19 protein-coding genes and 1 pseudogene are annotated in these 24,876 nt (G+C 63.1%); 16 read left to right on the forward strand and 4 right to left on the reverse strand.

Annotated elements, in window-relative coordinates:
- Positions 1 to 653 (reverse strand): SDR family NAD(P)-dependent oxidoreductase (locus tag EOB59_RS23635; RefSeq protein WP_128289365.1); only part of this gene is annotated, 653 nt, incomplete at its 3' end.
- Positions 654 to 768: 115 nt separating this feature from the next.
- Between EOB59_RS23635 and EOB59_RS23640 the strand changes: the two genes are divergently transcribed.
- The 6 genes and pseudogenes from EOB59_RS23640 (at position 769) to EOB59_RS23665 (ending at position 6,673) form a co-directional block, all read left to right on the forward strand.
- Positions 769 to 2,010, forward strand: coding sequence for an acyl-CoA dehydrogenase family protein (locus EOB59_RS23640; protein ID WP_128289366.1), 1,242 nt, complete (start codon positions 769 to 771; stop codon positions 2,008 to 2,010).
- A gap of 52 nt (positions 2,011 to 2,062) precedes the next feature.
- A pseudogene (locus EOB59_RS37335) lies at positions 2,063 to 3,099 on the forward strand (zinc-binding dehydrogenase).
- 215 nt (positions 3,100 to 3,314) lie between these two features.
- Positions 3,315 to 4,478 (forward strand): glycosyltransferase 87 family protein, encoded by a 1,164-nt coding sequence (locus EOB59_RS23650; RefSeq protein ID WP_127809361.1) that lies wholly within the window; start codon positions 3,315 to 3,317, stop codon positions 4,476 to 4,478.
- A complete protein-coding gene (locus EOB59_RS23655) occupies positions 4,471 to 5,460 on the forward strand; it encodes a glycosyltransferase family 2 protein (protein ID WP_127329411.1) in 990 nt (329 codons plus the stop codon). Before EOB59_RS23650 ends, EOB59_RS23655 begins: the two co-directional genes overlap by 8 nt.
- Entirely contained in the window at positions 5,457 to 6,266 is an 810-nt protein-coding gene (locus EOB59_RS23660) for a ChbG/HpnK family deacetylase (protein ID WP_127809362.1), read from the forward strand. The genes EOB59_RS23655 and EOB59_RS23660 overlap by 4 nt, the downstream gene beginning before the upstream one ends.
- Positions 6,263 to 6,673 carry a GtrA family protein gene (locus EOB59_RS23665; protein ID WP_127269060.1) on the forward strand — a complete coding sequence of 137 codons (411 nt, stop codon included), beginning with the start codon at positions 6,263 to 6,265 and terminating at the stop codon, positions 6,671 to 6,673. The genes EOB59_RS23660 and EOB59_RS23665 overlap by 4 nt, the downstream gene beginning before the upstream one ends.
- A 62-nt stretch (positions 6,674 to 6,735) precedes the next feature.
- Here the strand turns inward: EOB59_RS23665 and EOB59_RS23670 are convergent, their stop codons facing one another.
- The 3 genes from EOB59_RS23670 to EOB59_RS23680 all read right to left on the reverse strand — a co-directional run bounded on the left by EOB59_RS23670 (position 6,736) and on the right by EOB59_RS23680 (position 12,048).
- Complete coding sequence (locus tag EOB59_RS23670) at positions 6,736 to 9,867, reverse strand: efflux RND transporter permease subunit (RefSeq protein WP_128289367.1); 3,132 nt, start codon at positions 9,865 to 9,867, stop codon at positions 6,736 to 6,738.
- Positions 9,864 to 11,027, reverse strand: coding sequence for an efflux RND transporter periplasmic adaptor subunit (locus tag EOB59_RS23675; protein ID WP_128289368.1), 1,164 nt, complete (start codon positions 11,025 to 11,027; stop codon positions 9,864 to 9,866). The genes EOB59_RS23670 and EOB59_RS23675 overlap by 4 nt, the downstream gene beginning before the upstream one ends.
- A 193-nt stretch (positions 11,028 to 11,220) precedes the next feature.
- The gene (locus EOB59_RS23680) at positions 11,221 to 12,048 is read right to left on the reverse strand and encodes a MurR/RpiR family transcriptional regulator (RefSeq protein ID WP_127398961.1); all 828 of its coding nucleotides are present in this window, start codon (positions 12,046 to 12,048) and stop codon (positions 11,221 to 11,223) included.
- A 143-nt stretch (positions 12,049 to 12,191) separates the two neighbouring features.
- Between EOB59_RS23680 and EOB59_RS23685 the strand changes: the two genes are divergently transcribed.
- The 10 genes from EOB59_RS23685 (at position 12,192) to EOB59_RS23730 (ending at position 24,784) form a co-directional block, all read left to right on the forward strand.
- Positions 12,192 to 13,010 carry an N-formylglutamate amidohydrolase gene (locus tag EOB59_RS23685; protein WP_127809366.1) on the forward strand — a complete coding sequence of 273 codons (819 nt, stop codon included), beginning with the start codon at positions 12,192 to 12,194 and terminating at the stop codon, positions 13,008 to 13,010.
- Positions 13,011 to 13,031: 21 nt separating this feature from the next.
- A complete protein-coding gene (locus EOB59_RS23690) occupies positions 13,032 to 14,594 on the forward strand; it encodes an amino acid permease (protein ID WP_127809367.1) in 1,563 nt (520 codons plus the stop codon).
- Between the two features lie 86 nt (positions 14,595 to 14,680).
- Positions 14,681 to 16,051: a glutamine synthetase family protein gene (locus EOB59_RS23695; protein ID WP_128289369.1), complete on the forward strand. Its 1,371-nt coding sequence runs from the start codon at positions 14,681 to 14,683 to the stop codon at positions 16,049 to 16,051.
- Positions 16,052 to 16,176: 125 nt separating this feature from the next.
- Positions 16,177 to 17,565, forward strand: a complete 1,389-nt coding sequence (locus tag EOB59_RS23700; protein ID WP_128289370.1) for an aldehyde dehydrogenase family protein — start codon at positions 16,177 to 16,179, stop codon at positions 17,563 to 17,565.
- Between the two features lie 17 nt (positions 17,566 to 17,582).
- Positions 17,583 to 18,755, forward strand: coding sequence for an iron-containing alcohol dehydrogenase (locus tag EOB59_RS23705; protein ID WP_128289371.1), 1,173 nt, complete (start codon positions 17,583 to 17,585; stop codon positions 18,753 to 18,755).
- 242 nt (positions 18,756 to 18,997) lie between these two features.
- On the forward strand, positions 18,998 to 20,104 hold the full coding sequence (locus tag EOB59_RS23710; RefSeq protein ID WP_127809372.1) for an ABC transporter substrate-binding protein: 1,107 nt from the start codon (positions 18,998 to 19,000) through the stop codon (positions 20,102 to 20,104).
- A 63-nt stretch (positions 20,105 to 20,167) separates the two neighbouring features.
- Positions 20,168 to 21,082 carry an ABC transporter permease subunit gene (locus EOB59_RS23715; RefSeq protein ID WP_023810098.1) on the forward strand — a complete coding sequence of 305 codons (915 nt, stop codon included), beginning with the start codon at positions 20,168 to 20,170 and terminating at the stop codon, positions 21,080 to 21,082.
- Positions 21,079 to 21,870 (forward strand): ABC transporter permease, encoded by a 792-nt coding sequence (locus EOB59_RS23720; RefSeq protein ID WP_027037623.1) that lies wholly within the window; start codon positions 21,079 to 21,081, stop codon positions 21,868 to 21,870. Before EOB59_RS23715 ends, EOB59_RS23720 begins: the two co-directional genes overlap by 4 nt.
- Before the next feature lie 16 nt (positions 21,871 to 21,886).
- Positions 21,887 to 22,951: an ABC transporter ATP-binding protein gene (locus tag EOB59_RS23725; protein WP_023810097.1), complete on the forward strand. Its 1,065-nt coding sequence runs from the start codon at positions 21,887 to 21,889 to the stop codon at positions 22,949 to 22,951.
- Positions 22,952 to 23,233: 282 nt separating this feature from the next.
- Positions 23,234 to 24,784: a sodium:proton antiporter gene (locus tag EOB59_RS23730; protein WP_127809373.1), complete on the forward strand. Its 1,551-nt coding sequence runs from the start codon at positions 23,234 to 23,236 to the stop codon at positions 24,782 to 24,784.
- The last annotated feature ends 92 nt before the right edge of the window (positions 24,785 to 24,876 follow it).

Here is a 24,876-nt window from a genome sequence, read left to right on the forward strand (position 1 = left end):
TGCCTGGCCTGCTCATCCGTACTGGTGGCGAATGCCGTCATCCGGCTCTGGAAGGGGCCGGGAGCGAAGGCATTGACGGTGATGCGGCGGCCGGCGAACTCGAGCGCAAGGGTGCGGGTCAGATGATGCACGGCTGCCTTGGACGCCGTGTAGGAATAGGCGTCGTCGGCCAGCGGCTGCGTGCCCATCACCGAACCGAGATTGATCACCCTGGCCGGATCGGCGTCGCTGGCGGCGGCATCAAGCAGCGGCAGCAATTCGCGGGTCAGATGGAAGACCGCGGTGACGTTGACGCCAAACACCTTGGCCCATGCCGAATAGGGGAAGCTTTCCAGCGGCGCGCCCCAGGAGACGCCGGCGTTGTTGACCAGAATATGCAGTTTCCCGGTCCGTGCTTTGACCTCGGCGACGAGTGCGGCAATGCCGGTTTCGCTGGAGACATCGCCGGCGAAGCCTTCGGCCCGGCCGGATGCGCCAAGCTCGTTCAGTTCTTCGGCGACTTTGATGCAGTCATCGCCCTTGCGCGACGCGATCATCACGTTGGCGCCGGCCTGCACCAGCGCGGTCGCCGCCATGCGCCCGATGCCGGTCGCGGCACCCGTCACCAGCGCGGTCTTGCCGGCCACCGAAAACAGCTCGTCCAGATAGCTCATCACAATCCTCCGCGCTCGGCATGCGGGCAAACAGTTCGCGTTGACAAGGCTATCCGAAGTACGGTCATCCTTGCCACTGACAAAATGCCTGGCATGCATGAAGGGTTAGCGACCGATGACGGAGATGAATCTCGGCATGACCGAGCGGCTGAAGCCGATCCACGCGCGCGTCGCGGCCATGGTGCGCGACGAGATCATGCCGCTCGACCATGAATTCCTCAGCGAAGTGGGCAAGACAGGCAACCGCTGGGTCTACAGTGCGCGCCAGAGCGAGATCCTCGAAGGGCTGAAAAAGACCGCACGAGAGCGCGGCCTGTGGAATTTCTGGCTGACCGGTTCGGAACGCGGCTACGGCCTCTCCACCGTCGAATACGCCTATCTGGCCGAGGAAATGGGAAAGGCGCATCTTGGTGCGGAGACCTTCAACTGCTCGGCGCCCGACACCGGCAACATGGAGGTGCTGGAGCGGTACGGCTCGGCCGACCTCAAGAAAGCATGGCTCGAGCCACTGCTCGACGGCAAGATCCGCTCGGCCTATCTGATGACCGAGCCGGATGTCGCTTCGTCCGATGCCACCAACATTGCCATGCGCTGCGAACGTCAGGGCGACGACTATGTGCTCAACGGCGAGAAATGGTGGGCTTCGGGCGCAGGCGATCCGCGCTGCGCCATCTACATCGTCATGGTCAGGACCGGCGGCGATGACGAGCCGCAGCACCGCCGTCATTCGATGATCCTGGTGCCATCGGACACAAAAGGCGTGACCAAGGTGCGGGCCATGCAGGTTTATGGCGATGACGACGCGCCGCACGGCCACATGCATCTTCGCTTCGACAATGTGCGGGTACCGGCATCGAACCTGATCCTCGGCGAAGGCAGGGGGTTCGAGATCGCGCAAGGGCGGCTCGGCCCCGGCCGCATCCATCACTGCATGCGCGCCATCGGACAGGCCGAGATGGCGCTCGAGATGCTGTGCCAGCGTTCCTTGCGCCGCGAGGCCTTCGGCCAGAAGCTGGCAAAGCTCGGCGCCAATTTCGACATCATCGCCGAATGCCGCATGGAGATCGAAATGGCCCGGCTGCTCTGCCTCAAGGCGGCGTGGATGATCGACCAGGGCGACGCCCGCGCCGCGGCCCCCTGGATCAGCCAGATCAAGGTGGTGGCACCCCGCGTCGCGCTCAAGGTCACCGACGAAGCGGTGCAGATGTTCGGCGCGCAAGGCATCAGCCAGGACACGCCGCTGGCGCGGTCGTGGACGCATCTGCGGACCTTGCGCCTTGCCGACGGGCCGGACGCCGTGCATCGCCGTCAGGTGGCGCGCACCGAGCTGAAGAAATACACGCAGGAAAAGGTCTGAGCGCCGGCATCGTCATCCGGCGATGCCGACAGCCCAAGCACGGAGTGTTCCAATGGCCGTCCCCTCCGAAATGAAGGCGCTGCTGCCGGTCGGCGACGGCTACACCAGGACGCCGAGCGGCAGCGTGCTGGAGGCGATGGAGCCCTATCTCGAGCCGGGCAACATCGCGGTGCCGACACCCGGACCGACGCAGGTGCTGATCAAGGTCAGTCTCGCCTCGATCAATCCGTCCGATGTCGCCTTCGTCAAGGGCCAGTACGGCCAGCCGCGCGCCAAGGGACAGCCGGCGGGCTTCGAGGGCGTCGGCATTGTCGTCGCCAGCGGGGACGAACCCTATCCCAAAGGCCTGATCGGCAAGCGTGTCGCTTTTGCCACGGGCGTCACCAATTGGGGCTCTTGGGCCGACTATGCCGTAGCCGAGGCCGATGTTTGCATCCCGCTGCTCGACACCGTTCGCGACGAGGATGGCGCGGCGATGATCGTCAACCCGCTCACCGCGCTCGCCATGTTCGACGTCGTCAAGGAGGAAGGCGGAAAGGCCTTTATGATGACCGCCGGCGCCAGCCAGCTCTGCAAGCTGATCATTGGCCTGGCAACGGAGAGGGCTTCCGGCCGATCGTCACCGTGCGCCGCGACGACCAGATCGCGGCGCTGAAAGCGCTCGGCGCGGCGCACGTCCTCAACGAAAAGGCGCCGGATTTCAAGGCGGCGCTACGCGAGGTGGTGGAGGCCGAGCAGCCGCGCATCTTTCTCGACGCGGTGACCGGGCCGCTGGCTTCCGCCATCTTCGACATTATGCCGAAGCGGTCGCGCTGGATCATCTACGGGAAGCTCGATCCCGAAGCCACTGTTATCCGCGAGCCCGGCCAACTGATCTTCCAGCATAAGCATATCGAAGGTTTTTGGCTGAGCGAGTGGATGCGCCAGTTCCGCGATCGCCGCGGCCCGGCGATCCTGGAAGCGCAGAAGCGTTTTTCCAATGGGCGCTGGTCGACCGACGTGACGGCGGTGGTGCCGCTTGCCGAGGCGATGGCGCGGGTGCCAGCGGAACTGGCTAAGCCGAACGGCAAGGTGTTCATCCGGCCTTAGGCCAATTCGAAAGATTCGAGAAGCTTGGACGCGAGGGGGCCTCGGAGTGCTTTGCGTCAGAGATTGCCGGTTATCCGCCGCCTCGGGACCGTCAGGCCGATATCCGCGTCCATCAAGCCCCCTATGCCATGCCGCTGCGTCCGTGATATGCCGCCGCCATCGAATGCCGGGACAGGCTGGACTGAGCTTGTTCCGGGATTGTGTGGGGTGCCTTGATGACGATTTCCAAGCCGGTTTTCGACCGTTTGGGGTTTGGCCTGTGGATCGGAGCGTTCCTGGTCGTTCTTGCCATGGTCCTGAGGTCGCCGTACACGCGGACGGTGTGGAAGGCCTATATAGATGGCAGCGAGGCGCTTCTGGCCGGTCTGCCGCTCTACGACACCCAATCCGAGATGGGGTATCTCTACGCGCCGGCCTTCGCCGCGCTCTACACTCCGATAGTCAAGCTCGGTCCGCATCTGGGCGGCGTGGTGTGGCACTCCCTCGGGTTTGCGGTGCTGACCTTTGCCGCGATGCGGCAGGTGCGCAAGCTCGGTGGTGGCGAGTTGATGTGGCTGCTTTCTTTCGGCCTCTTCCTCGCTTTGCCGATGGCGCTCGGCGCGATCCGCAACGGCCAGGCGACGATCCTTTTGACCGGCGCTTGCTGGCTTCTCACATTGTCGGCGCTGGAAGGGCGACGGGCGGAGACGTTCTTCTGGGCTTCGCTTGCCATCATCGCCAAGCCGACCGCGATCATAATGCTGTTGTTGGTAGGAGCCCTTCGGCTTCGGTTGATACCGGTGCTGGTGCTGGCGGTGCTGTTCGTGCTCGCACTGCCTTACGCTTTTGCTCCCGCCGGCTATCTCAACGATCAGTATCGTGTCTTCGCCCAGATGTTGACCTCCATGGCCGTCGACAATACCAGCCATTTCGTGTCCACCGATTTCACGGCACCGTTCACCACGGTAGGGCTGCCGATACCGGAATTCGGCGCAACGATCGTGCGCATGGTCATGGCCCTCCTTACGCTTTCAGCCGTCATCTGGTTCGACCGCAGGCTCGAAGGGGGAAAGGCAGCGCTGGCGATCTTCCTGACGGCCACCTTCTACATGTGCGTCTTCAACCCGCGCGTCGAGCCCAACACCTTTGCCATGATCGCGGTACCAGCCGGTCTTGCCATCGCCCTGTTGTGGCGCGAAGAACGAGGCGGCGTCCTCGCCTCGGTGCTGTCGATGACGCTGTTCGTGACCGGCCTGAGCGGCGTCGAGCGCCATGTGCACGATTTCCTCTTCCCCTGGTTCCGGCCGGTCGCCATCACTTTCATCGCCGGTTTGCTGATCTGGTGGTTCTGGGCCAAGGCACGGGAAAAGGTGGTGAATGCGGGAGTCGCGAATGGCTGAGTTGCGACAGAGCCTCGATATCGTTGCGCCATTCTTCAACGAGGCGGCTTCGGCATCGGCCTTCGCGCGCCTGCTCGGCGAGCTCGAAGCGGCCGTGGCACAGCGCTTCGGCATGACCGTGCACAAGATCCTGGTCGATGACGGCAGCCGTGACGATGGCGCCGGACGATTTTCGCAGGCGCTGACGGGATCGTGGGAGATCGTCCGCCTCAGCCGCAATTTCGGCAAGGAAGTCGCTGTGCTCGCCGGCCTCGACCAGTCGCGCGGCGACATGGTGCTGATCATGGACGCCGACCTCCAGCATTCCCTGGACATCAGCCTGAAGCTGATCGCCGAGCTGGTGAACCACCCCGACATCGACGTCGTCTATGCCCAGAACGACCGCCGCGAGGCGAGTTGGCGGCGCAGCCAGCTTGCACGGCTTTTCTACAGCCTGATCAACAGCAGCCAGCGTTTCGACATTCCTGAAAATGCCGGCGACTTTCGCGTCATGCGCGGCGCCGTGGCGCGCGCACTGACCAGCCTGCGTGACAAGCGTCGCTTCAACAAGGGCCTGTTTGCCTGGGCGGGCTTTCGCCAGAAAGCATTGCCCTATTCGCCGGAAGGCCGCGCCAGTGGCACATCGAAATGGAGCCGGCTCAACCTGATCGCCTTCTCGCTCGAAGGGTTCACCTCGTTCTCCGTCATTCCGCTGCGCCTGATCAGTCTTAGCGGGCTGCTCGCGGCGTTGGCCGGCGCGCTCTATGGTGCAAAGGTGTTCTTCGAGGTGATCTTCTACGGCATTGCCGTTCCGGGCTACCCCAGCCTGCTGGTTGCCGTCGTTCTGCTCGGCGGCCTCAACCTGACCCTGCTTGGCCTGATCGGCGAATATGTCTGGGTAACGCTCAGCGAGAGCAAGGATCGGCCGGTCTATCTCGTGCGCGATGTCGTGCGCAGCGATGCCCCCGCCGACCGGCCGGAGCCGGGCTCTTCGAACAGATGACGCGGCGCATTCGCCTGATCGCCGACGATTACGGCCTTGCGCCTGGCGTTTCCGCCGGGATTCTCGATCTTCTCGATCGGGGGCGCCTGACCGGCACCAGCTGCATGACCGGCTTTCCCGAGTGGGCAAAGGAGGCAGAGCGCATAAAACCGCTGTGCGGCCGGGCTGCGGTTGGGCTGCACCTCACCTTGACCGACCAGTTGGCCGTCACCGGCCGGTCGGCCCTGGCGCCGGAAGGCCGGCTGCCACCGCTCCGCGCACTGGCCTTGCCTGTTCTGCGCGGCCGCATCGGCGCCCGCCATGTCCATGCCGAGCTTGACGCCCAGTACAGCCGCTTCGTCGAGGCGCTTGGCCGCCGCCCCGATTTCGTCGACGGGCATCAGCATGTGCATTTCCTTCCTGTCGTGCGCACATGGCTGTGCGCACGGTTTCCAGAAGGCGCCGACAGGCCGGCCCTGCGCGGCGCCCCGGCGCTGGCCGCGGGAGCGAAAGTCGCTGCGATTGCCGCGCTCGCCGCCGGGTTCAACCGCTCGATGCAGCGCGCGGGCTTCACCGTTTTCCAGCCGCTCGCCGGCATCTATGACTGGCGGCAACCCGAAAAGTTCGCTGCGGTTCTGCGGGCCGCCGTCGAAGGGTTGCCGGAGCGAGGGCTGTTCATGTGTCATCCCGGCCATGTCGACGAGACGCTGCGCGCGCGCGACATGATGCAAGGTGTGCGCGAGGTCGAATTCGCGGCCTTGGCATCGGACGCGTTCGGAGCCAGCCTGGCCCGCGCCGGCGTCGAGATCTTGGACGGCAAGAGATGAGCGACGCCGATCGGCCCCAGCGTTCGGCCGGCAGCAAGATCGTCCGCTTCGCCATTGTCGGACTGGCGAACACGGCCATCGACCTTGCCAGCTTTTTCCTGCTGCTCAAGCTCGGGGTTCCGCCGGTGCCGGCCAACATCGCTGCCTGGTTCGTCGCCGTCACCTTTTCCTTCGCGGCGAACGGCTTGTGGTCGTTTGAGCGCAATCGAGCCATCCGGCTGCATGACGCGTTCCTTCGTTTCGCCACGCTTGGAGCGCTGATTTCGCTCGGTGTCTCCAGCCTCTCGATCGCGCTGTTCGCCGGCATCATCGGGGTGTGGCCGGCGAAAATCGGCGGCGTCGTGGTGGCGGCGGTGCTGAATTTCCTCGCCGCGCGCTGGTCGATCGAAGGCCGGTTCCTGAGATAGGCGGAATTATTTTTCTTACGAAATTCCGGACGAAAAACCGCTACACACTTTTCCTGGGATTTCTATTCAGCCGGCTCCACATTGGTGTAGGCGGCTTCCTCCAACTCGCGCTTCAGTCGGGCTTCCTCGTGGGTCTTCGGCGTGACGAAGCGGCCAAGCAGGAGATAGGCGACCGGCGTCAGGAACAGCGTCGAGACCGTGGCCAGCCCCAGGCCGCCGACGATGACCCAGCCGAGCGCGACGCGCGCCTCGGCACCGGCGCCGCTCGCCAGCACCAGCGGCAGGCCGCCGAGCACGGTGCAGATCATCGTCATCATCACCGGTCGCACGCGGATGATCGAGGCCTGTTCGATCGCCTCGCGCACGCCAAGCCCGCGGTCGCGCAACTGGTTGGCGAATTCGACGATCAGGATGCCGTTCTTGGCCATGACGCCGACCAAAAGCACCAGGCCGATCTGGCTGTAGGCGTTGAGACTGGTGCCCGAGAGGAGAAGCGCGAAAATCGCACAGGCCAGCCCGAGCGGCACCGTCGCCATGATGATGACGGCGCTGACAAAACTTTCGAACTGGGCGGCCAGCACCAAAAGGATGATGACCAGCGCGAAGCCGAAAATGGTGACCATGGCGCTGTTGGTCTCGCCCAGCGTCGCCGCCTCGGCCAGCGGCAGGATGCGGCTGCCTGGCGGCAGCAGCGGCGTGGCGATTTGCTCGGCGCGGGTGAGCGCATCGCCAAGCGCGAAGTCGCCGCTGAGGTTGGACGTGATCGCCACAGAGGGCTGCTGCTGTTCGCGCGACAGCGACGGCGGCACGGCGCGTTCGGTCAGCGTGGCGATGGTCGACATCGGCACGAAACGTCCGTCGGCTGTTTTCAGGAAGATGTTTTCCAGATCCGTCGGATCGTTGATCGGATTGGTGGTCGAGACCAGCTTCACGCCGTAGCTGCGGTCGGCGATGTAGACGTCGACGACATCGTTGCCGTCGAGCATGGCCTGCAAGGTGTTGGCCAGTCCTGATATGTCGATGCCGAGGTCGGAGGCGCGCTCGCGATCGATGGCGACGGCGAGCTGCGGCTGCGTCGGGTCGATGGACAGGCGCGGTGTCTGGAAGCGCGGGTCCTTCTGCATCTCGGCGATGATCTTCACGGCGGCATCGCCGAGCGCCTTGCGGTCGTTGCCGACCAGCGCGAACTGCAGGCCGTTGCCGGCGCCACGGATACCCAGGCTGTTGGGCTGCACCGGGAAGATGCGCACGCTCGGCACCTGCCTGGTCAGCTGGCTGATCTCGGCCATGATCTCCTGCTGGCTGCGGCTGCGCTCGTTCCACGGCGCCAGCGTCATCACCATGAAGCCGGAGTTGTAGGAGCCGTTCTGGCCGGCGTTCTCGAAAGTGCTGCGGATCTCGCCGGAATCGCGCATCGGCTGGATCAGTCTCTCGATCTTCTGCATCTGCTGCGTTGTGTAGTCGAGGCTGACGCCTTGCGGGGCGCTGATGCGCAGAAGCACGGCAGCGCGGTCCTCGGTCGGCGTCAGTTCCTGGCGGATGGTGCCGAACAGAGTAAAGGCTGTGCCGGCAAACAGCACCGCGACTAGAAGCACGATCCATGGCGCGTCGAGGCACGCATGCAGGCTGCGCTTGTAGGCCGTATTGAGCGCGCCGCCGATGCGGGCGCCGATGCCATGGCCACCTTCGTGGTGGAGCGATGCGCCGGTCAGCATGCGCGAGGCGAGCATCGGGCACAGCGTCAACGCGACCACGCAGGACAAGAGCACCGACATGGCAAGCACGAAGCCGAATTCGCGGAACAAGCCGCCAGTCTGGCCGGGCAGGAACGAAATCGGCACGAAGACGGCGACCAGCGTCAAGGTGGTGGCAATAACGGCAAAGAACACTTCCTGCGCGCCAAGCACAGCGGCCGCACGCGGTCCCATGCCTTCGTTGCGTCGTCGCACGATGTTTTCGAGCACGACGATGGCGTCGTCGACGACCAGGCCGGTCGCCAGCACCAGCGCGAGCAGGGTCAGGATGTTGACCGAGAAGCCGGCCAGATAGATGGCGGCGATGGTGCCGATCATGGCGACCGGCATCGCCAGGCCGGGGATCAGCGTCGCGCGCCAGTCGAGGAGAAACACATAGATGACGATCAGCACCATTGTGACGGACAGGCCGAGCGCGATCTCGACCTCGTGCACCGCGCCCTTGACGAAGACCGCGTCGTCGCTGGTGATCTTGATCGACATGCCCTTGGGTAGGTTTTCCTGCAACTTGGCGACGGCGGACTGGACGCCGGTCGAGATGTCCAACGTGTTCGATTCCGCCTGGCGGATGATGCCGATGCCGATGCCCGTCTTGCCATCCGAGCGCAATGTGGTCTGGCCGACATCGGGGCCGAGCGTGACGGTGGCGACGTCGCGGATGCGCGTCGTGCCTCCGACGATGATGTTTTCGAACTCTCCCGGCGTGGTGACGTCGGCAGTCGTGCGGACGATCAGGTCCTGGTTGGTCGTGGTGATCGAACCGGCAGGGGAATCGAAGGCGACCGAGGCAAGGGCGGCCCTGAGGTCGGCAACCGTGAAGCCGAGGCTGGCCAGCTTGTTCTGATCGACGTCGATGCGGAAGATCTTGTCGCGGTCGCCATAGACCTGGACGTCGGCAACGCCGGGCACGGCGGCCAACTCGTCCTCGATCTGGTCCTGGACCACCACGGTCATGTCCTGGATCGACATGTTGCCCGAGGTCACCGCCAGCCGCATCACCGGGTCGGAATTGGCGTCGGCCTTGACGATGCGCGGCGGATCGGCGGTGTCCGGCATCTGGTTGGCGACGCGGCCGACGGCATCACGCACGTCCGAGGCGGCGACATTCAGATCGACGCCATCGTTGAACTCGATGGTGACGCGGCTTGAGCCGAATGAGGAAGACGACGAGATCGACTTGACGCCGGAGACGCGGGCGACGGCGCCCTCGATGGTGTCGGTCAACTCGCGATCGACGGTCTCGGCCGCCGCGCCCTCGAAGGTGGTGGAAACGGTGACGACCGCGCGATCGACATCAGGCAGTTCGCGGATCTCGACGCCGTAGAAGGCGGCCAGGCCGGCGACCGCAATCAGTGTGTTCAGCACGAAGGCCATCACCGGCCTGCGGATGAACAGGGCGGTGAAGCCGGTCTCGCTGGCAGTGTTGGCGGGGTTGGTCATGTGCCTGCGGCGGCGTCCGCGGCGCGCTGCTCTTCGCCGGCAAGGCGGACCGCGCCGCCCTCGCTGACGCTCTGGGTGCCCTCTGTGACCACCATGTCGCCATTGTCGATCTCGGCGTCGATCAGCACGGTCTCGGTGTTGCGCTGTATGATGCGCACCGGGACCCGCCTGGCCTTGCCATCCTCGATCTGCCAGACATAGGCGCCGTCCGACCCCCACAGGATCGCCAGCGGGCTGACGGCCGGATAGATTTGCCCCGGAAATTTCATGGTGATGCCGAACGACATGCCGGCGCGCAACGAATCCGCAGGGTTGGCGATCTTGGCCTTGACCAGCAGGGTGCGGCTCTTTTCATCGATGTGGTTGTCGATGGCCGAAACGGTGCCGCTATAAGCGTTGCTGGGATTGGCGATCGGCGTCGCCGTCAATTGTGCGCCGACCTTGACGGCGGCAGCGAAGCGCTCGGGCACCAGGAAATCGACCAGGATCGAGGACCGGTCGTCGAGCGTGGCAATGGCCGACTGGTTGGTGACATAATTGCCGGCCGAGATCGGCAGGATGCCGACAGTGCCAGCGATCGGTGCCAGTATCGACCGGCGCTGCAGCGCCAGTTCCGCATCCTGAAGCGCCAGCTTGGCGCCGGCCAAGACCACTTCGGCATCGGCCACTGCGACTGGTGTCGCGGCATTGGAGGCACGAAGCGACCTGACGCGGTCGAGTTTGGCCTGCGCATCCTGCAAGGCGAGCTTGGCGCGGTCCTGAGAGATCACTTCGGTCTCGGAATCCAGGGTGGCGAGGATCTGTCCCTTATCGACATGGCTGCCGGATGCGACCAGCAGTTCGGCGAGGCGGCCGGAGCTGTAGGGATTGACGGTCACCGAGGCGTTGGCACGGCCGGTGCCGATTGCCTGCAGGCGATCGTTGATAACAGCCGAAGTGGCCGCAAGGGCGACCACGTTCACCCGCTGGTTGCCGCCATTACGGCCGTTTGCCTGCTTCGCGTTGGCGGTGCCGGTCTCAGACGGGGGCGTTGCCGCGGAGGCCCAGTCGATGCCCCAGCGTGCCAGCACGTCCGGCGCGCCGGGATAAAAGCGCAGCCAGGCGGCTGCCGCCACCACCAGCACCAAGAGTGCAAAAAGTATCTGTTTCCAGGCGGCCATCGGCACTCCGGTTGGTAAAACAATCCTTCCGTCTACCGGTTTCCCGAAATGAAGCAGACGCAGCGAGGCTATTGTAAGGCAAAGAAGCCGCCTCGATATCGCGTCTTTATGACAATTCTCCGGGGGCTGCGCACATTAAATATATGTAACCTTTGAGAAAATATGCGTAACGCTTTGGATCGTCGCACAGGCACTAACGCAGACTTTCCATCTCGCGAATGCGTTTGGCGCCTTCTGCTTCCAGTTGCCTGGTGACGGCGCCGATCAGCGTTTCGGCGACAACGAAAAGGGCAGCCGAAGAGTCCCATGCCGACGGCACCGCGGTTCGTCCGGCGATAACATGACGAGCAAAGCGGGCGATCGGCGACAGCCACTGGTCGGTGAACAGCACGATCTGGACGCCACGCTGATGCGCCTTCTCGGCGAAGCGGACGAGGCTGTCCTGGTAGCGCCTGATGTCGAAGATCACCAGCACGTCGCGCTTGCCCATGTCGATCAGCCGGTCGCGCCACATGCTCTCCTGCCCGGCGAGGTGAAAGACATCCGGCTGGATGACGGCGAGGTGGGCGGCCATGTAGCGCGCCAGCGGATCGGTGAAGCGACCGCCGATCAGGAAGGTCTTGCCGCGCCGGTCGGCGAGCCGGGCGGCGATGTCGGCAAGCTGCCTGTCGGAGAGGTGTCTGAACGTCTCGCGCATATTGTCGAGCGTCGCTTCCAGCATCGGCGACACCGTGCCGCCGCCGGGCGAGGGCGGGTTGAGCGTCCTTGTTGCCGGCGATTGCAGTTGCGCGGCCAGCTCGTCCTGCAGGCTCGACTGGAATTCCGGATAATTCTGGAAGCCGAGCCGGGCGACGAAACGCAAGATCGTCGGCGAGGAGACGCCGGCCGCGGCCGAAAATTCGGCGACCGTCTTCAGGCCGATCATCGGATAGTTGGCGATCAGCGTCTGGGCCGCGCGCCGTTCGCTGGCCGGCATCGCGCCGATACGGTCGGCGATCAGTTCGGCAATGCTGGAAATCATGTTTTCCCCACCCTGGCTCGGTCGACGGTCTTTTCCGAAATCGCATTTGACAAAGCCGGACAAACTGTATGAAATCATCCACAGGGACGCAATGAGGCAAAATACGTAACATACGATACAGCGCTCCCCGGGGACGGCAGACTATGGAGAAAGCACGGCCCGCCAGCCTTGCATCGTCTGATACCGTGAGGGTGACGAACCCCGGCGGATCGAGCCCTTTCGTGCTGACCTGCGATCACGCCTCGAACTTCCTGCCCGCCGAATTCGGCACGCTCGGCCTTGCCGCCGAGGACCTCTCCCGCCACATCGCCTGGGATCCAGGCGCGCTGCCGGTAGCGCTGCGCATGGCCGAGGCGCTCGACGCGACGCTGGTCGAAACCCGTATTTCGCGTCTCGTTGTCGACTGCAACCGGCCGCTCGACGCGCCCGACCTGGTACCGCCGGTCAGCGAGACTACAGCCATACCGGGCAATGCCGGCCTGTCGGAAAGTGAGCGTGCGGCCCGTGTCGCCCTGTCGTGGCAGCCGTTTCATGCCACCATCGAGCAGATTGTCGATGACCGGCTGGCGCGTGGACAGGCGACCCGCCTGGTTTCGGTGCATTCCTTCACGCCGGTCTACAAGGGACGCAACCGGCCCTGGCATATAGGCATCATCCATGACGAGGATCGCCGGCTGGCGGCACCGCTGATATCAGCGCTGAAGCGGCTTGCCGGCGTCACCGTCGGCGTCAACGAGCCCTATTCGCCGGCCGACCGTGTCTATTTCACGCTGGAACGGCATGCGCGCTCGCGCGGCTTGCTCTGCGCGATGATCGAAATCCGCAACGACGAAATCGCCGGCGAGACCGGGCAGCGGAAATGGGCGGATCTGCTCACGGGCATTTTTCTGGATCTGGAGCCCGAGGAGGCCAGGGGCTCCCGACAACGTGCAATGGGAAAGTCAGTTCAATCGGCCAGCTAAGAACTTAAAAAGGGGACAAAAATGTCAGCGCAAGACTATTCGGATGTCGACAAGAAGGAGGATCTGAAGGTCCTCCACGGAATGGGTTATGCCCAGGAACTGTCGCGAAGCATGAGCCGCTTCTCGAATTTCGCCATCTCATTTTCGATCATCTGCATCCTGTCGGGTGGCATCAATTCATTCGCGCAGGCGACGTCGTCGATCGGCGGCGCGGGCGCCGGCATCGGCTGGATCGTCGGCTGCGCCGTTTCCGGATTTTTTGCGCTCGCCATGGCGCAGATCGCCTCGGCATTCCCGACCGCCGGTGGCCTTTATCATTGGGCGTCGATCCTCGGCAACCGTTTCACCGGCTGGCTCACCGCCTGGCTCAACCTGTTCGGCCTGATCACCGTGCTCGGCGCGATCAATATCGGCACTGCGTTCTTCTTTGTCGGAACGTTCGGCAGCTGGTTTGGCATCACTGGCACGCCGGGCGAAATCGTCGGGTTCGTCGCCTTCATCACCGTGCTGCAGGCGCTGTTCAACCATTTCGGCATCAAACTGACGGCAATGCTCACCGATGCTTCGGGCTTTCTTATTCTGGGCGCAACAGCAGTGCTGATCGTGGCCTGCCTGGTGTTCGCACCGGCAATCGACATCAGCCGGCTGTGGACGTTCACCAACTATTCAGGCGATGCGGGCGGCGGTGTTTTTCCGCAAACCGACTCCATGAGCTACCTGTTCCTGCTCTGCCTGCTGCTGCCGGTGTACACCATCACCGGCTATGACGCGTCGGCACATACCTCCGAAGAGACCCTCAAGGCGGCACACTCGGTTCCGCGCGCGATCGTTTCGTCCGTGCTCTGGTCGTCGCTGATCGGCTGGGTGATGCTGTGTGCGATCGTTCTGGCCATCCCAGACCTGGCGGCCGGCGCCAAGCAGGGCTGGAGCGTGTTCTTCTCGACCATGGACGCGATCCTGCCGGTGTGGCTGAAGGAACTGCTTTATCTGGCGATCCTGATCTCGCAATTCCTCTGCGGCCTCGCCACAGTGACGTCGGCCTCGCGCATGCTGTTTGCCTTCTCTCGCGACGGCGGCATGCCGATCGGTTCGGCTTCGCTCGCCAAGGTCAACCCGACCTGGCGCACGCCGGTCAATGCGATCTGGACGGCCGCGATCCTCGAGATCCTGTATGTGTTCCTTGCCCAGTTCATTTCGATCGGCGGCACCAACATCTACACCATCGTCGTCAATTCGACGCTGGTGTTCCTGTTCCTGTCGTTCATCATCCCGATCGTGCTCGGCATGCTGGCTTTCGGAACGGCGAAATGGCCGACTCCAGGCCCGTGGAATCTCGGCGCTGGGCTGTTCAAGCTGTTCTGCGCGCTATCGATCGTCGGCATGGTAATCATCTTCTACATCGCCATCCAGCCGCCGAACGACAAGGTGCTTTACATCACCATAGGCTTCATCGTGCTGACCGCCCTGCTTTGGTTCGGTTTCGAGAACCGTCGCTTCCAGGGTCCGCCGATCGGTGACCAGATTGCCAAGCGCCAGGCCGCGATCAAGGCAGCCGAGGTGGCTATCGGCGAAGCTGGCGCCTGATATCGCCCTTTGTGGCCATGGCCGGCCTCGCGCCGGCCATGGCTGCGTTTTCCCTTTCAATCGACAAGCGCTGGAGTGCCAAAGGAATGGCCGGAAATTTCTCGTTCGATCAGTTGAAGAAAGCGGTCTCCAGCGGTGAGATCGACACCGTGCTGGCCTGCATCGTCGACATGCAGGGACGGCTAGCGGGAAAACGCTTCCTGGCGCAGTACTTCGTCGATTCCGCGCATGACGAAACGCATGGCTGTAATTATCTGCTGGCCGCAGACATCGATATGGAGCCGGTGCCCGGCTACAAGGCGGCGAGCTGGTCGAAGGGCTATGGCGACTTCGTCATGAAGCCGGATCTCGCCACGCTGCGGCGCATTCCCTGGCTGGAAAAGACCGCACTCGTGATCTGCGACGTGCTCGACCACCACACCCATGATGACCTGCCACATTCGCCGCGCGCCATCTTGAAGAAGCAGGTCAAGCGGCTGACGGAGCGCGGCTATATAGGCTATTTTGCTTCCGAGCTTGAATTCTATCTGTTCAACGAGACATACGATTCCGCCCGCAAGAAGCACTGGCAAGGTCTCGATACCGCATCGCCCTATATCGGCGACTACCAGATCGGCATCACCACCAAGGAAGAAGGCGTCATGCGCCGGCTTCGCAACGAGATGGAAGCGGCCGGCATTCCGATCGAGAATTCCAAGGGCGAGTGGGGTCCGGGTCAGGAAGAGATCAATGTGCGCTACGCCGAGGCGCTCGACATGGCCGACCGTCACGTCATCCTCAAGAACGGCGCCAAGGAAATCGCGGAGTCCGAGGGCAAGGCGATTTCGTTCATGTCCAAATACAATTACGGGCTCGCCGGCAATTCCAGCCACATCCACAATTCGCTGTGGAGCGCCGACGGCAAGACTCCGCTGTTCTTCGACAAAACCGCCGACTGGACGCTGTCGACGCTTGGCCAGCAATGGGCCGCCGGCCAGCTCAAATACGCCAAGGAATTCACCTGGTTCCTGGCGCCCTACATCAACTCCTACAAGCGCTTCCAGGCCGGCACCTTCGCGCCGACCAAGATCATGTGGAGCGAGGACAACCGTACCGCCGGCTTCCGCCTGTGCGGCGAGGGCACCAAGGGCATCCGCATGGAATGCCGCATCGGCGGCGCCGATCTGAACCCGTATCTTGCGTTCGCAGCGCTGATCGCTGCCGGTCTTGCCGGCATCGACGAGAAGCTGGAATTGCAGAAGCCGTTCGTCGGCGATGCCTATCAGGCATCGCGCCTGCCGGAGATTCCGAAGACGCTGCGCGATGCCACCGAGACGCTTGCGAAGTCGAAGATGCTCAAGCAGGCGCTCGGCGAGGATGTGCTCGAACACTATGTCCACACCGCAAAGTGGGAGCAGCTCGAATACGACCGCCGCATCACGGATTGGGAACTGCACAGAGGGTTCGAGCGGTACTAGGTATCGACGGTTCGTCGGCGCCCCTTCACTTTTACCCTCTCCCCGTGGGGGAGAGGGTGCCGGCAGGCAGATGAGGGACAGCGCCAGGCCATACGATTTTGTTGTAGAATACGAGGACTTACAAAATGACCGAGACGGTCAAACTCATATCCCCCATCGACGGTTCGATCTATGCCGAGCGACCGATCGCGACCGACCAGGCGATCAATGCCGCGGTCGAGCGTGCCAAGGCGGCTCAGGAGAAGTGGGGGCTGACGCCAATCGTCGAGCGCGGCAAGTACATGCTCGCCATGCTGGAAGCGCTGGTCGCGATATCAGACGAGATCGTGCCGGAGATCGCCTGGCAGATGGGGCGGCCCGTACGCTACGGCGGCGAGTTCGGCGGGGTCAGGGAACGCACCACCTACATGGTCGAGATCGCCGAGCAGGCGCTCAGGTCGGTGCCGGCTTCCAACCCGAAGGATGGCTTTCGCCGCTATGTGAAGAAGGACCCGCTTGGCGTCGTCATGGTGATCGCGCCGTGGAATTATCCTTACCTCACCGCCGTCAACACCATCGTGCCGGCGCTGATGGCCGGCAACACCGTGATCCTCAAGCATGCGGCGCAGACGCTGCTGGTCGGCGAGCGCTTCCAACAGGCTTTCGACGGAGTGGGTCTGCCCAAGGGCGTGTTCCAGAATGTCGTGCTGAACCATGCGCAGACCGAAAAACTGCTCGGCTCCGGCAAGATCGACCATGTCAATTTCACCGGTTCGGTCGGTGGCGGCCGCGCCATCGAAAAGGCTGCGGCCGGCACCTTCATGACGCTCGGCCTCGAACTCGGCGGCAAGGATCCGGCCTATGTCCTGCCGGATGCCAAGATGGATCATGCCGTCGCCAATCTGGTCGACGGCGCCTTCTACAATTCCGGCCAGTGCTGCTGCGGCATCGAGCGCGTCTATGTGCACGAAAAGGTCTATGACGAATTCGTTGAAGGCTTCATCGCCGAGACCAAGAACTATGTCGTCGGCAACCCGCTCGACCAGGCGACGACGATGGGACCGATGGCGCAGGCGCGCTTCGCCGACCTGATCCGTGAACAGAAGGCCGAGGCGCTGCGCAAGGGTGCCAAGGCGCACATCAATATGAAGGTGGCTAACGACAAGGCCGGTTCGCCTTATCTGGCACCGGAAGTGCTGACAGAAGTCGATCATCAGATGAGCGTCATGCGCGAAGAGAGCTTTGGCCCGGTCGTCGGCATCATGAAGGTGCGTAACGACGAAGAGGCGATCGCGCTGATGAACGACAGTCCTTACGGGCTGACGGCTTCGATCTGGACCCGCGATACCGAGCATGCCGTCGCGATCGGCAATCGGGTCGAGACCGGCACGGTGTTCATGAACCGCTGCGACTACCTCGATCCGGCACTGGTCTGGACCGGCGTCAAGGACACCGGCAAGGGCGCGGGCTTGTCGGCCATCGGCTATGACAATCTCACCAGGCCGAAATCATTCCATCTGCGCGAAGCCATCTGATTTATTGAAAGACAAAAATGTCCAAGCTGATCTCCAAATGGAACTACCCCACCACCGTCCGCTTCGGCGCCGGCCGCATCAAGGAATTGCCTGAGGTGCTGGCGGCCACCGGCATCAAGCGGCCGTTGTTCGTCACCGATCCTGGACTGGCGAAACTGCCGGTCGTCGCCTCGACCCTAGAGATCCTCGACGATGCGAAGGTCCCTTACGGCGTTTTCTCCGAGGTCAGGCCGAACCCGGTCGAATCCAACCTGACCGCCGGCATCGCCGTGTTCAAGAAGGGCAAGCATGACGGCGTCATCGCCTTCGGCGGCGGCTCGGCGCTCGATCTCGGCAAGCTGATCGCCTTCCAGGCCGGGCAGACGCGGCCGGTGTGGGATTTCGAGGATGTCGACGACTGGTGGACGCGCGCCAATTCGGATGCCATCGCGCCGATCATCGCCGTGCCGACCACCGCCGGGACCGGATCGGAGGTTGGCCGCGCCGGCGTCATCACCAATGAGGCTACGCACACCAAGAAAGTCATCTTCCATCCCAAATTGTTGCCGGCTATCGTCATTGCCGATCCGGAGCTTTCGGTCGGCATGCCGGGCTTCATCACCGCCGGTACCGGCATGGATGCGCTGGCCCATTGCCTCGAAGCCTATTGCGCGCCCGGCTACCATCCGATGGCCGACGGCATCGCCGTCGAAGGTGTGAGGTTGGTCTTCGAGAACCTGCCGAAGGCCTATGCCAACGGCGGGGATCTCGTTGCGCGCGCCCATATGATGAGCGCCGCCGCCATGGGCGCCACCGCCTTCCAGAAAGGGCTCGGCGCCATCCATTCGCTGTCGCACCCGGTCGGCGCGCTCTACGACACCCATCACGGCATGACCAACGCGGTGTTCATGCCCTATGTTCTGGCCTTCAACCGGGACTCCATCGAGGAGCGTATCGGCCGGCTCGCCGCCTATTGCGGCATCAAGGGCGGCTTTGACGGCTTCGCCAAAGCCATCATCAAGCTTCGCAAGGAACTGAAGGTGCCGCATGCACTGCCCGGCCTTATCAAGGGGCTCGACATGGACAAGAAGCGTAAGACGCTGATCGCCGATATGGCGGTGGTCGATCCGACTGCCGGCGGCAACCCGGTCAAGCTGACCAAGAAGGCGGCGCTGACCTTGCTCGAAAACGCCATCGCCGGCACGATCTGAGGCGTTTTCCGCGCCGCAAAGTGATCTGAAAAGGGGCTATGAAAACAAGGGGGAGGATGACGGGCAAGGCAAAAACTAATTAGCCGGAAAAAGAATCGCGGAGCGATTGCTACATCAGGTTAAAAAGAGTTTACTTTTTCGCACTGCGAGCAGCCGCTTTCACAAAGCTTTCATCTGGCTGTCACATGAAAACGATACCGCATCGCAGGCGTCCAACGGCGTCAGTTCAACGGAGAGAACACATGTTCAAATTCACGGGGAAAGTGCTTTCCCTTTCGGCCGCGGCGCTTTTCGCGTCGACGGTGATTTCGTCCGCGGATTCGCTGGACGATCTCGTCAAGGCCGCCAAGGCGGAAGGCCAGCTCACCACCATCGCGTTGCCGCATGACTGGTGCGGCTACGGCGACGTCATTGCAGGCTTCAAGGCGAAGTATCCGGAAATCACCGTCAACGAACTCAATCCCGATGCCGGTTCCGGCGACGAGATCGAGGCGATCAAGGCCAACAAGGACAACAAGGGCCCGCAGGCGCCCGACGTCATCGACGTCGGCCTGTCCTTCGGCCCGACCGCCAAGGCTGATGGCCTGATCCAGCCCTACAAGGTGTCGACCTGGGACTCGATCCCCGACAGCGCCAAGGATGCCGAAGGTTTCTGGACCGGCGACTATTACGGCGTGCTTTCCTTCCAGGTGAACAAGGATCTCGTCAAGGAAGCTCCGGCCGACTGGGCCGACCTGCTGAAGCCGGAATTCGCCAACTCGGTGGCCCTTGCCGGTGATCCGCGTGCCTCGAACCAGGCGATCCAGGCGGTTTATGCCGCCGGCCTGTCGTCAGGCGCCGCCGCTGGTGAAGCTGCCGGTACCGCTGGCCTCGACTTCTTCAAGAAGCTCAATGCCGCCGGCAATTTCGTGCCGGTCATCGGAAAGGCCGCGACGCTCGCCCAGGGCCAGACCCCGATCCTCGTCACCTGGGACTACAACGCGCTCGCAGGCCGCGACACGCTGAAGGGCAATCCGCCCGTCGACGTCGTCGTGCCGAAGACCGGTGTTGTCGCCGGTGTCTACGTGCAGGCGATCAGCGCCTACGCGCCGCATCCGAATGCAGCCAAGCTCTGGCTCGAATACCTCTACTCGGACGAAGGCCAGATCGGCTGGCTGAAAGGCTATTGCCACCCGATCCGCTTCAACGATCTCGCCAAGAACGGCAAGATCCCGGCTGACATCCTGGCCAAGCTGCCGCCGGCCGAAGCCTATGCGTCCGCCGTGTTCCCGACACTCGAGGAGCAGGGCAAGTCCAAGGAAGCCATCACCAAGAACTGGGATGCCGTCGTCGGCGCCAACGTGAAGTAACTCACACCATGCCGGGCGGCTTCGCGGCCGCCCGGTCCTTCTCTCGAAGACGGTAGCCGGCGCATGACCGATATCTCATTGTCCGACCACGCTGTTACCGGGAAGACTGCGCCTCCCGCCGAAGCACGCAGCATGCGGCTGCCGACACAATGGCTTGGTGTCGCGCCTTTCTTCATCTTCGCCATCATGTTCCTCATCCTGCCCACGCTCTATCTGATGCTGGGTGCATTCCAGAACGATGCCGGCGAATTCACGCTCGAGAACATCGCAGCGCTGGCGCAACCGTCCATCGTTGCCGCCTACTGGATTTCGATCAAGATCAGTCTTGCGTCATCGCTGATTGGCGCATTTGCGGGCCTGGCGATTGCCATCGCCATCGTGCGCGGTGGCCTGCCGGACTGGATACGTTCGGCGACACTGACCTTTTCCGGCGTGGCCTCCAATTTTGCCGGCGTGCCGCTGGCCTTTGCCTTCCTCGCCACGCTCGGCCGCCTCGGCCTTGCGACGGTGATCCTGAACACCGTGTTCGGCCTTAACATCTACGCGCACGGCTTCAACATCCTGTCATTCTGGGGCCTGACACTGACCTATGTCTATTTCCAGATACCGCTGATGGTGGTGATCATCGTGCCGGCCATCGACGGGCTGAAGAAGGAATGGGGCGAGGCTGCCGCGACGCTGGGCGCGACCATGTCCCAGTACTGGCGCATGGTGGTCATTCCGGTGATCTGGCCGAGTTTCCTCGGCACCGTGATCCTGTTGTTCGCCAACGCCTTCGGCGCCATCGCCACCGCCTATGCGCTGACCGGCTCGTCGCTCAACATCGTGCCGATTTTGCTCTATGCACAGATCCGTGGAGATGTGCTGCACAATGCCCATCTCGGTTATGCCATCGCCTTCGGCATGATCGTCATCACAGGTCTTGCCAATGTGTTCTACATCTGGTTCCGGACCCGTTCCGAGAGGTGGCTGAAATGAAGTCGGGAAAGTTCTGGGCCTGGCTCGTCTTTGCTCTTGGCGCGGCCTACTTTTTCATCCCGCTGATCGCGACCGTGGAGTTCTCGATGCGCATGCGGCGCGGGGAGTACTCCTTCGACGCCTACAAGGTCGTGTTGGGCGATGCCCGCTTCCAGGCCACCTTCGGCTATTCGGTACTGGCCGCCGTTTTCACCATCATTCTCGGCGTGCTGATCGTGGTGCCCGCCGCTTATTGGATTCGGCTTCGGCTGCCGCAATTGCGGCCGATCGTCGAATTCATTACCCTGCTGCCGCTGGTCATTCCGGCCATCGTCATCGTCTTCGGCTACATCAGAATGTACGGGTCGAATTCGCCGCTGCCGTTCCTGGCGACCGATACAGGCACCAATGCCTTGCTGGTCATCGGCTATGCAACACTGGCGCTGCCGTACATGTATCGCGCCGTCGACACCGGGCTTCGCACCATCGACGTGCGCACACTGACGGAGGCGGCACAGATCCTTGGTGCTGGTTGGGGGACGATCATCACCCGTGTCATCCTGCCCAACGTGCTGATCGCGGTGCTCTCGGGCGCCTTCCTCACCTTCGCCATCGTCATCGGCGAATTCACCATGGCCAGCCTGCTCAACCGGCCGGCCTTCGGCCCCTATCTGCAGAATATCGGCGCCAACCGCGCCTATGAGCCGGCGGCACTTGCCATCATCGCCTTCGCCATCACCTGGGGCTGCATGTCGCTGATCCAGATACTGTCCCGCTTCGCGCCGAAATCGGCGAACCGCCCAAATTGATCGAGAGAACCACGCCATGGCCGACCCATTCCTCTCCATCCAGCACGTTCGAAAATCCTTCGGCGCCACAACGGTGGTCGAGGACTTCAATCTTGACGTCGAGCGCGGCGAATTCGTCTCCTTCCTCGGCCCGTCCGGCTGCGGCAAGACCACCGTGCTGCGCATGGTGGCGGGCTTCGAGGAGCCGAGCGCGGGCACGATCGTCGTCGGCGGCAAGGACATTACGAGGTTGAAACCCAACCAGCGCAATGTCGGCATGGTGTTCCAGGCCTATGCGCTGTTTCCGAACCTGACCGTGGCGCAGAATATCGGCTTTGGCCTGAAGGTCGCCGGCATGCCCAGGGCGGACATCGATGCTCGTGTCGCCGAAATGCTCGGCATCATCAAGCTGCCGCAGATGGCGGATCGCTATCCCTACCAGCTCTCGGGCGGCCAGCAGCAGCGTATCGCATTGGCCCGCGCTATCGCGCCGAAGCCGAAGCTGCTGCTGCTCGACGAGCCGCTGTCGGCGCTCGACGCCAAGGTGCGCGTGTCGCTGCGCGAGGAAATCCGCTCGATCCAGAAGAAGCTCGGCATCACCACTATCTTTGTCACGCACGACCAGGAAGAGGCGCTGTCGATCTCCGACCGCATCGCCGTCATGTATGGCGGCAAAGCCGAGCAGGTCGGCACGCCGTTCGAGATCTACAACCGTCCGGCGACCAAGTTCGTCGCCAATTTCGTCGGCACGCTGAACGTGCTGGAAGGCACCGTCACCGATGCGGCTGCAGGCACGGTGCGGGTCAATTCCGAACAGGTTTCGCTCAAGGGCAAGCTCAACGGCTCCAAATCAGGTGACACGCTGTCGCTGGCGCTGCGTCCGGAAGCGATTTCGCTGGGCCGTCAGCCCGGCCGTGACTCCAGCCTTTCGGGAGAAATCTCCGAAGTGCATTTTCTCGGCTCGGTCATCCGGGTTCGCGTCGGCATCGGTGGCAACACGGTCTCGCTCGACACCTTCAACAGCCCGGCAACCCCGCCACCCGCAGTCGGTGAAAAGGCCGAGATCTCGTTCTCGTCGAGCGACATGCTGGTGCTGCACTAGGCTGATGCGCTTGCTCAAAATGAATGGCTGCATCCCGGTCTGCGAAGACGGGAGATGCTTCCGTCCGCGTGGCAATGGGCTGCAATGCAGGGAAGTCCGTGTTTAAGCGAGCCCTCTATCGGTGATTTCGATGTCCGTGCGGTCGGCGCATTTGTCGATTTGGCAGGGCATCGGTGGAAGGCAATTCGAGGCATATTCCCATCGGCTCGAGCTTGCTGGCCAATCAACAGTTTCCAGCCGCTTTGCCACTGCCAGCGTCTCGCATCCCGGCTATAACAGGCCATGGCGCTTTTCGAACTGACACTCGTTCTGCTGTTGATCGCCGTTGCGCTGACGGCGCTGTCGCGGCGCGTACAGGTTCCCTATCCCTCTTTGCTGGCGCTGGCCGGGGTGGCCATCGCCTTCGTGCCTGGCGTGCCGACCATAGAGATCGATCCGGAACTGGCGCTAGCCCTGTTCATCGCGCCGGTGCTGCTCGATGCCGCCTATGATACCTCGCTGCGCGATCTCAACCGCTACAGGGTGCCGCTTGTGCTGCTGGCGCTTGGTGCCGTCCTGTTCACGACAGCGACGGTCGCACTTGCCGGCTGGGCGATGGCAGGCCTGCCGATCGCCGCGGCCATAGCGCTTGGCGCCATCGTGGCGCCGCCCGATGCGGTTGCGGCATCGGCCGTGCTTGGCCAGTTCAAGGTGCCGCACCGCATCACTGCCATTCTGCAAGGCGAGAGCCTGCTCAACGACGCCACCGCCTTGCTGATCTACCGGATGGCGATTTCGGCGGCAGCAGGTTCCATTCTGCTGAGCAGCGCCGTTCCGATGATCCTGCTGTCCACGCTCGGCAGCCTTGCCGCCGGCTACCTGCTTGGCCGGGTGTCTCTGATGACGCTGGGCCGGATCGAGGACCCGGCGAGCGGCACTGTGGTGCAATTTGCCGGCACATTCGGGGTCTGGATCCTGGCTGACAGGATCGGACTATCGGCCATCATCACCATAGTCGTCTATGCCATGACGATCGCCCGCACCGCACCGCGCCGCATGCCGGCCAGAAACCGCATCAGCTCCTATTCGGTCTGGGAGACGGCGGTCTTCGTGCTCAATGTTCTGGCTTTCGTGCTGATGGGCCTGCAGGCGCGTACGATCGTCGGCAGGCTTGCCGGGCAGGGGCAGACCGATGCGTTCGTCCTGGCCGGGACAGTGCTTGCCATCGTCATCGTCTCACGCCTCATCTGGGTGCTGGGGTGCGGAGCGATCATCAGGTGGTTTGGCCGTTTCGGCGTGGCTGATCGTCAGCGTGACGCTCCGTCGTTTCGTGGCGGCGTGCTGATCGGCTGGTGCGGGATGCGAGGTTTGGTGACGCTTGCGGCGGCATTCGCCCTGCCGGCTGAATTCCCGGCCCGCGACCCGATCGTGCTCGCTGCTTTCACGGTCGTGCTCGGCACGCTGGTGCTGCAAGGCATGAGCTTGAAGCCGCTGCTGCGCCTGCTGAACCTCGACCCTGACGAAACCGTCGACCGCGAGGTTGCGCAGGCGCGTGTTGTGGTCATGCAGGCCGCCCTCGACATATTGAGCGGCAAGACATCGGACGCGGCGGCCGCGGTGCGCGAGCAATATGCCGCTCAACGCAAGATCGCCAAAAATCCCGACGATGCCCAGGCGGCGACCGAATATGACCGCTTGCGTCTTTATGCGATCAAGAGCCAGCGCGACGCGCTGGAGGAATTGCGCCGCAACGGGACGATTGGCGACGAAGCCTATCATCGCCTGGAGGAAGAGATCGACTGGACCGAACTGGCGGCGTCGCCACCCGGCCGGTTCCAGCCGCTGAATACATAAGGCATCGCACGCCGTTTTCCGGCGCACGGAAGATATCGAAGTGCTTCGGGATCGGTGCATGATCCCGGTGAAGCAAGGCTGGTCCAAGCCAC

The organism is Mesorhizobium sp. M7A.F.Ca.MR.176.00.0.0 (assembly GCF_004023165.1).
Classification (GTDB): domain Bacteria; phylum Pseudomonadota; class Alphaproteobacteria; order Rhizobiales; family Rhizobiaceae; genus Mesorhizobium.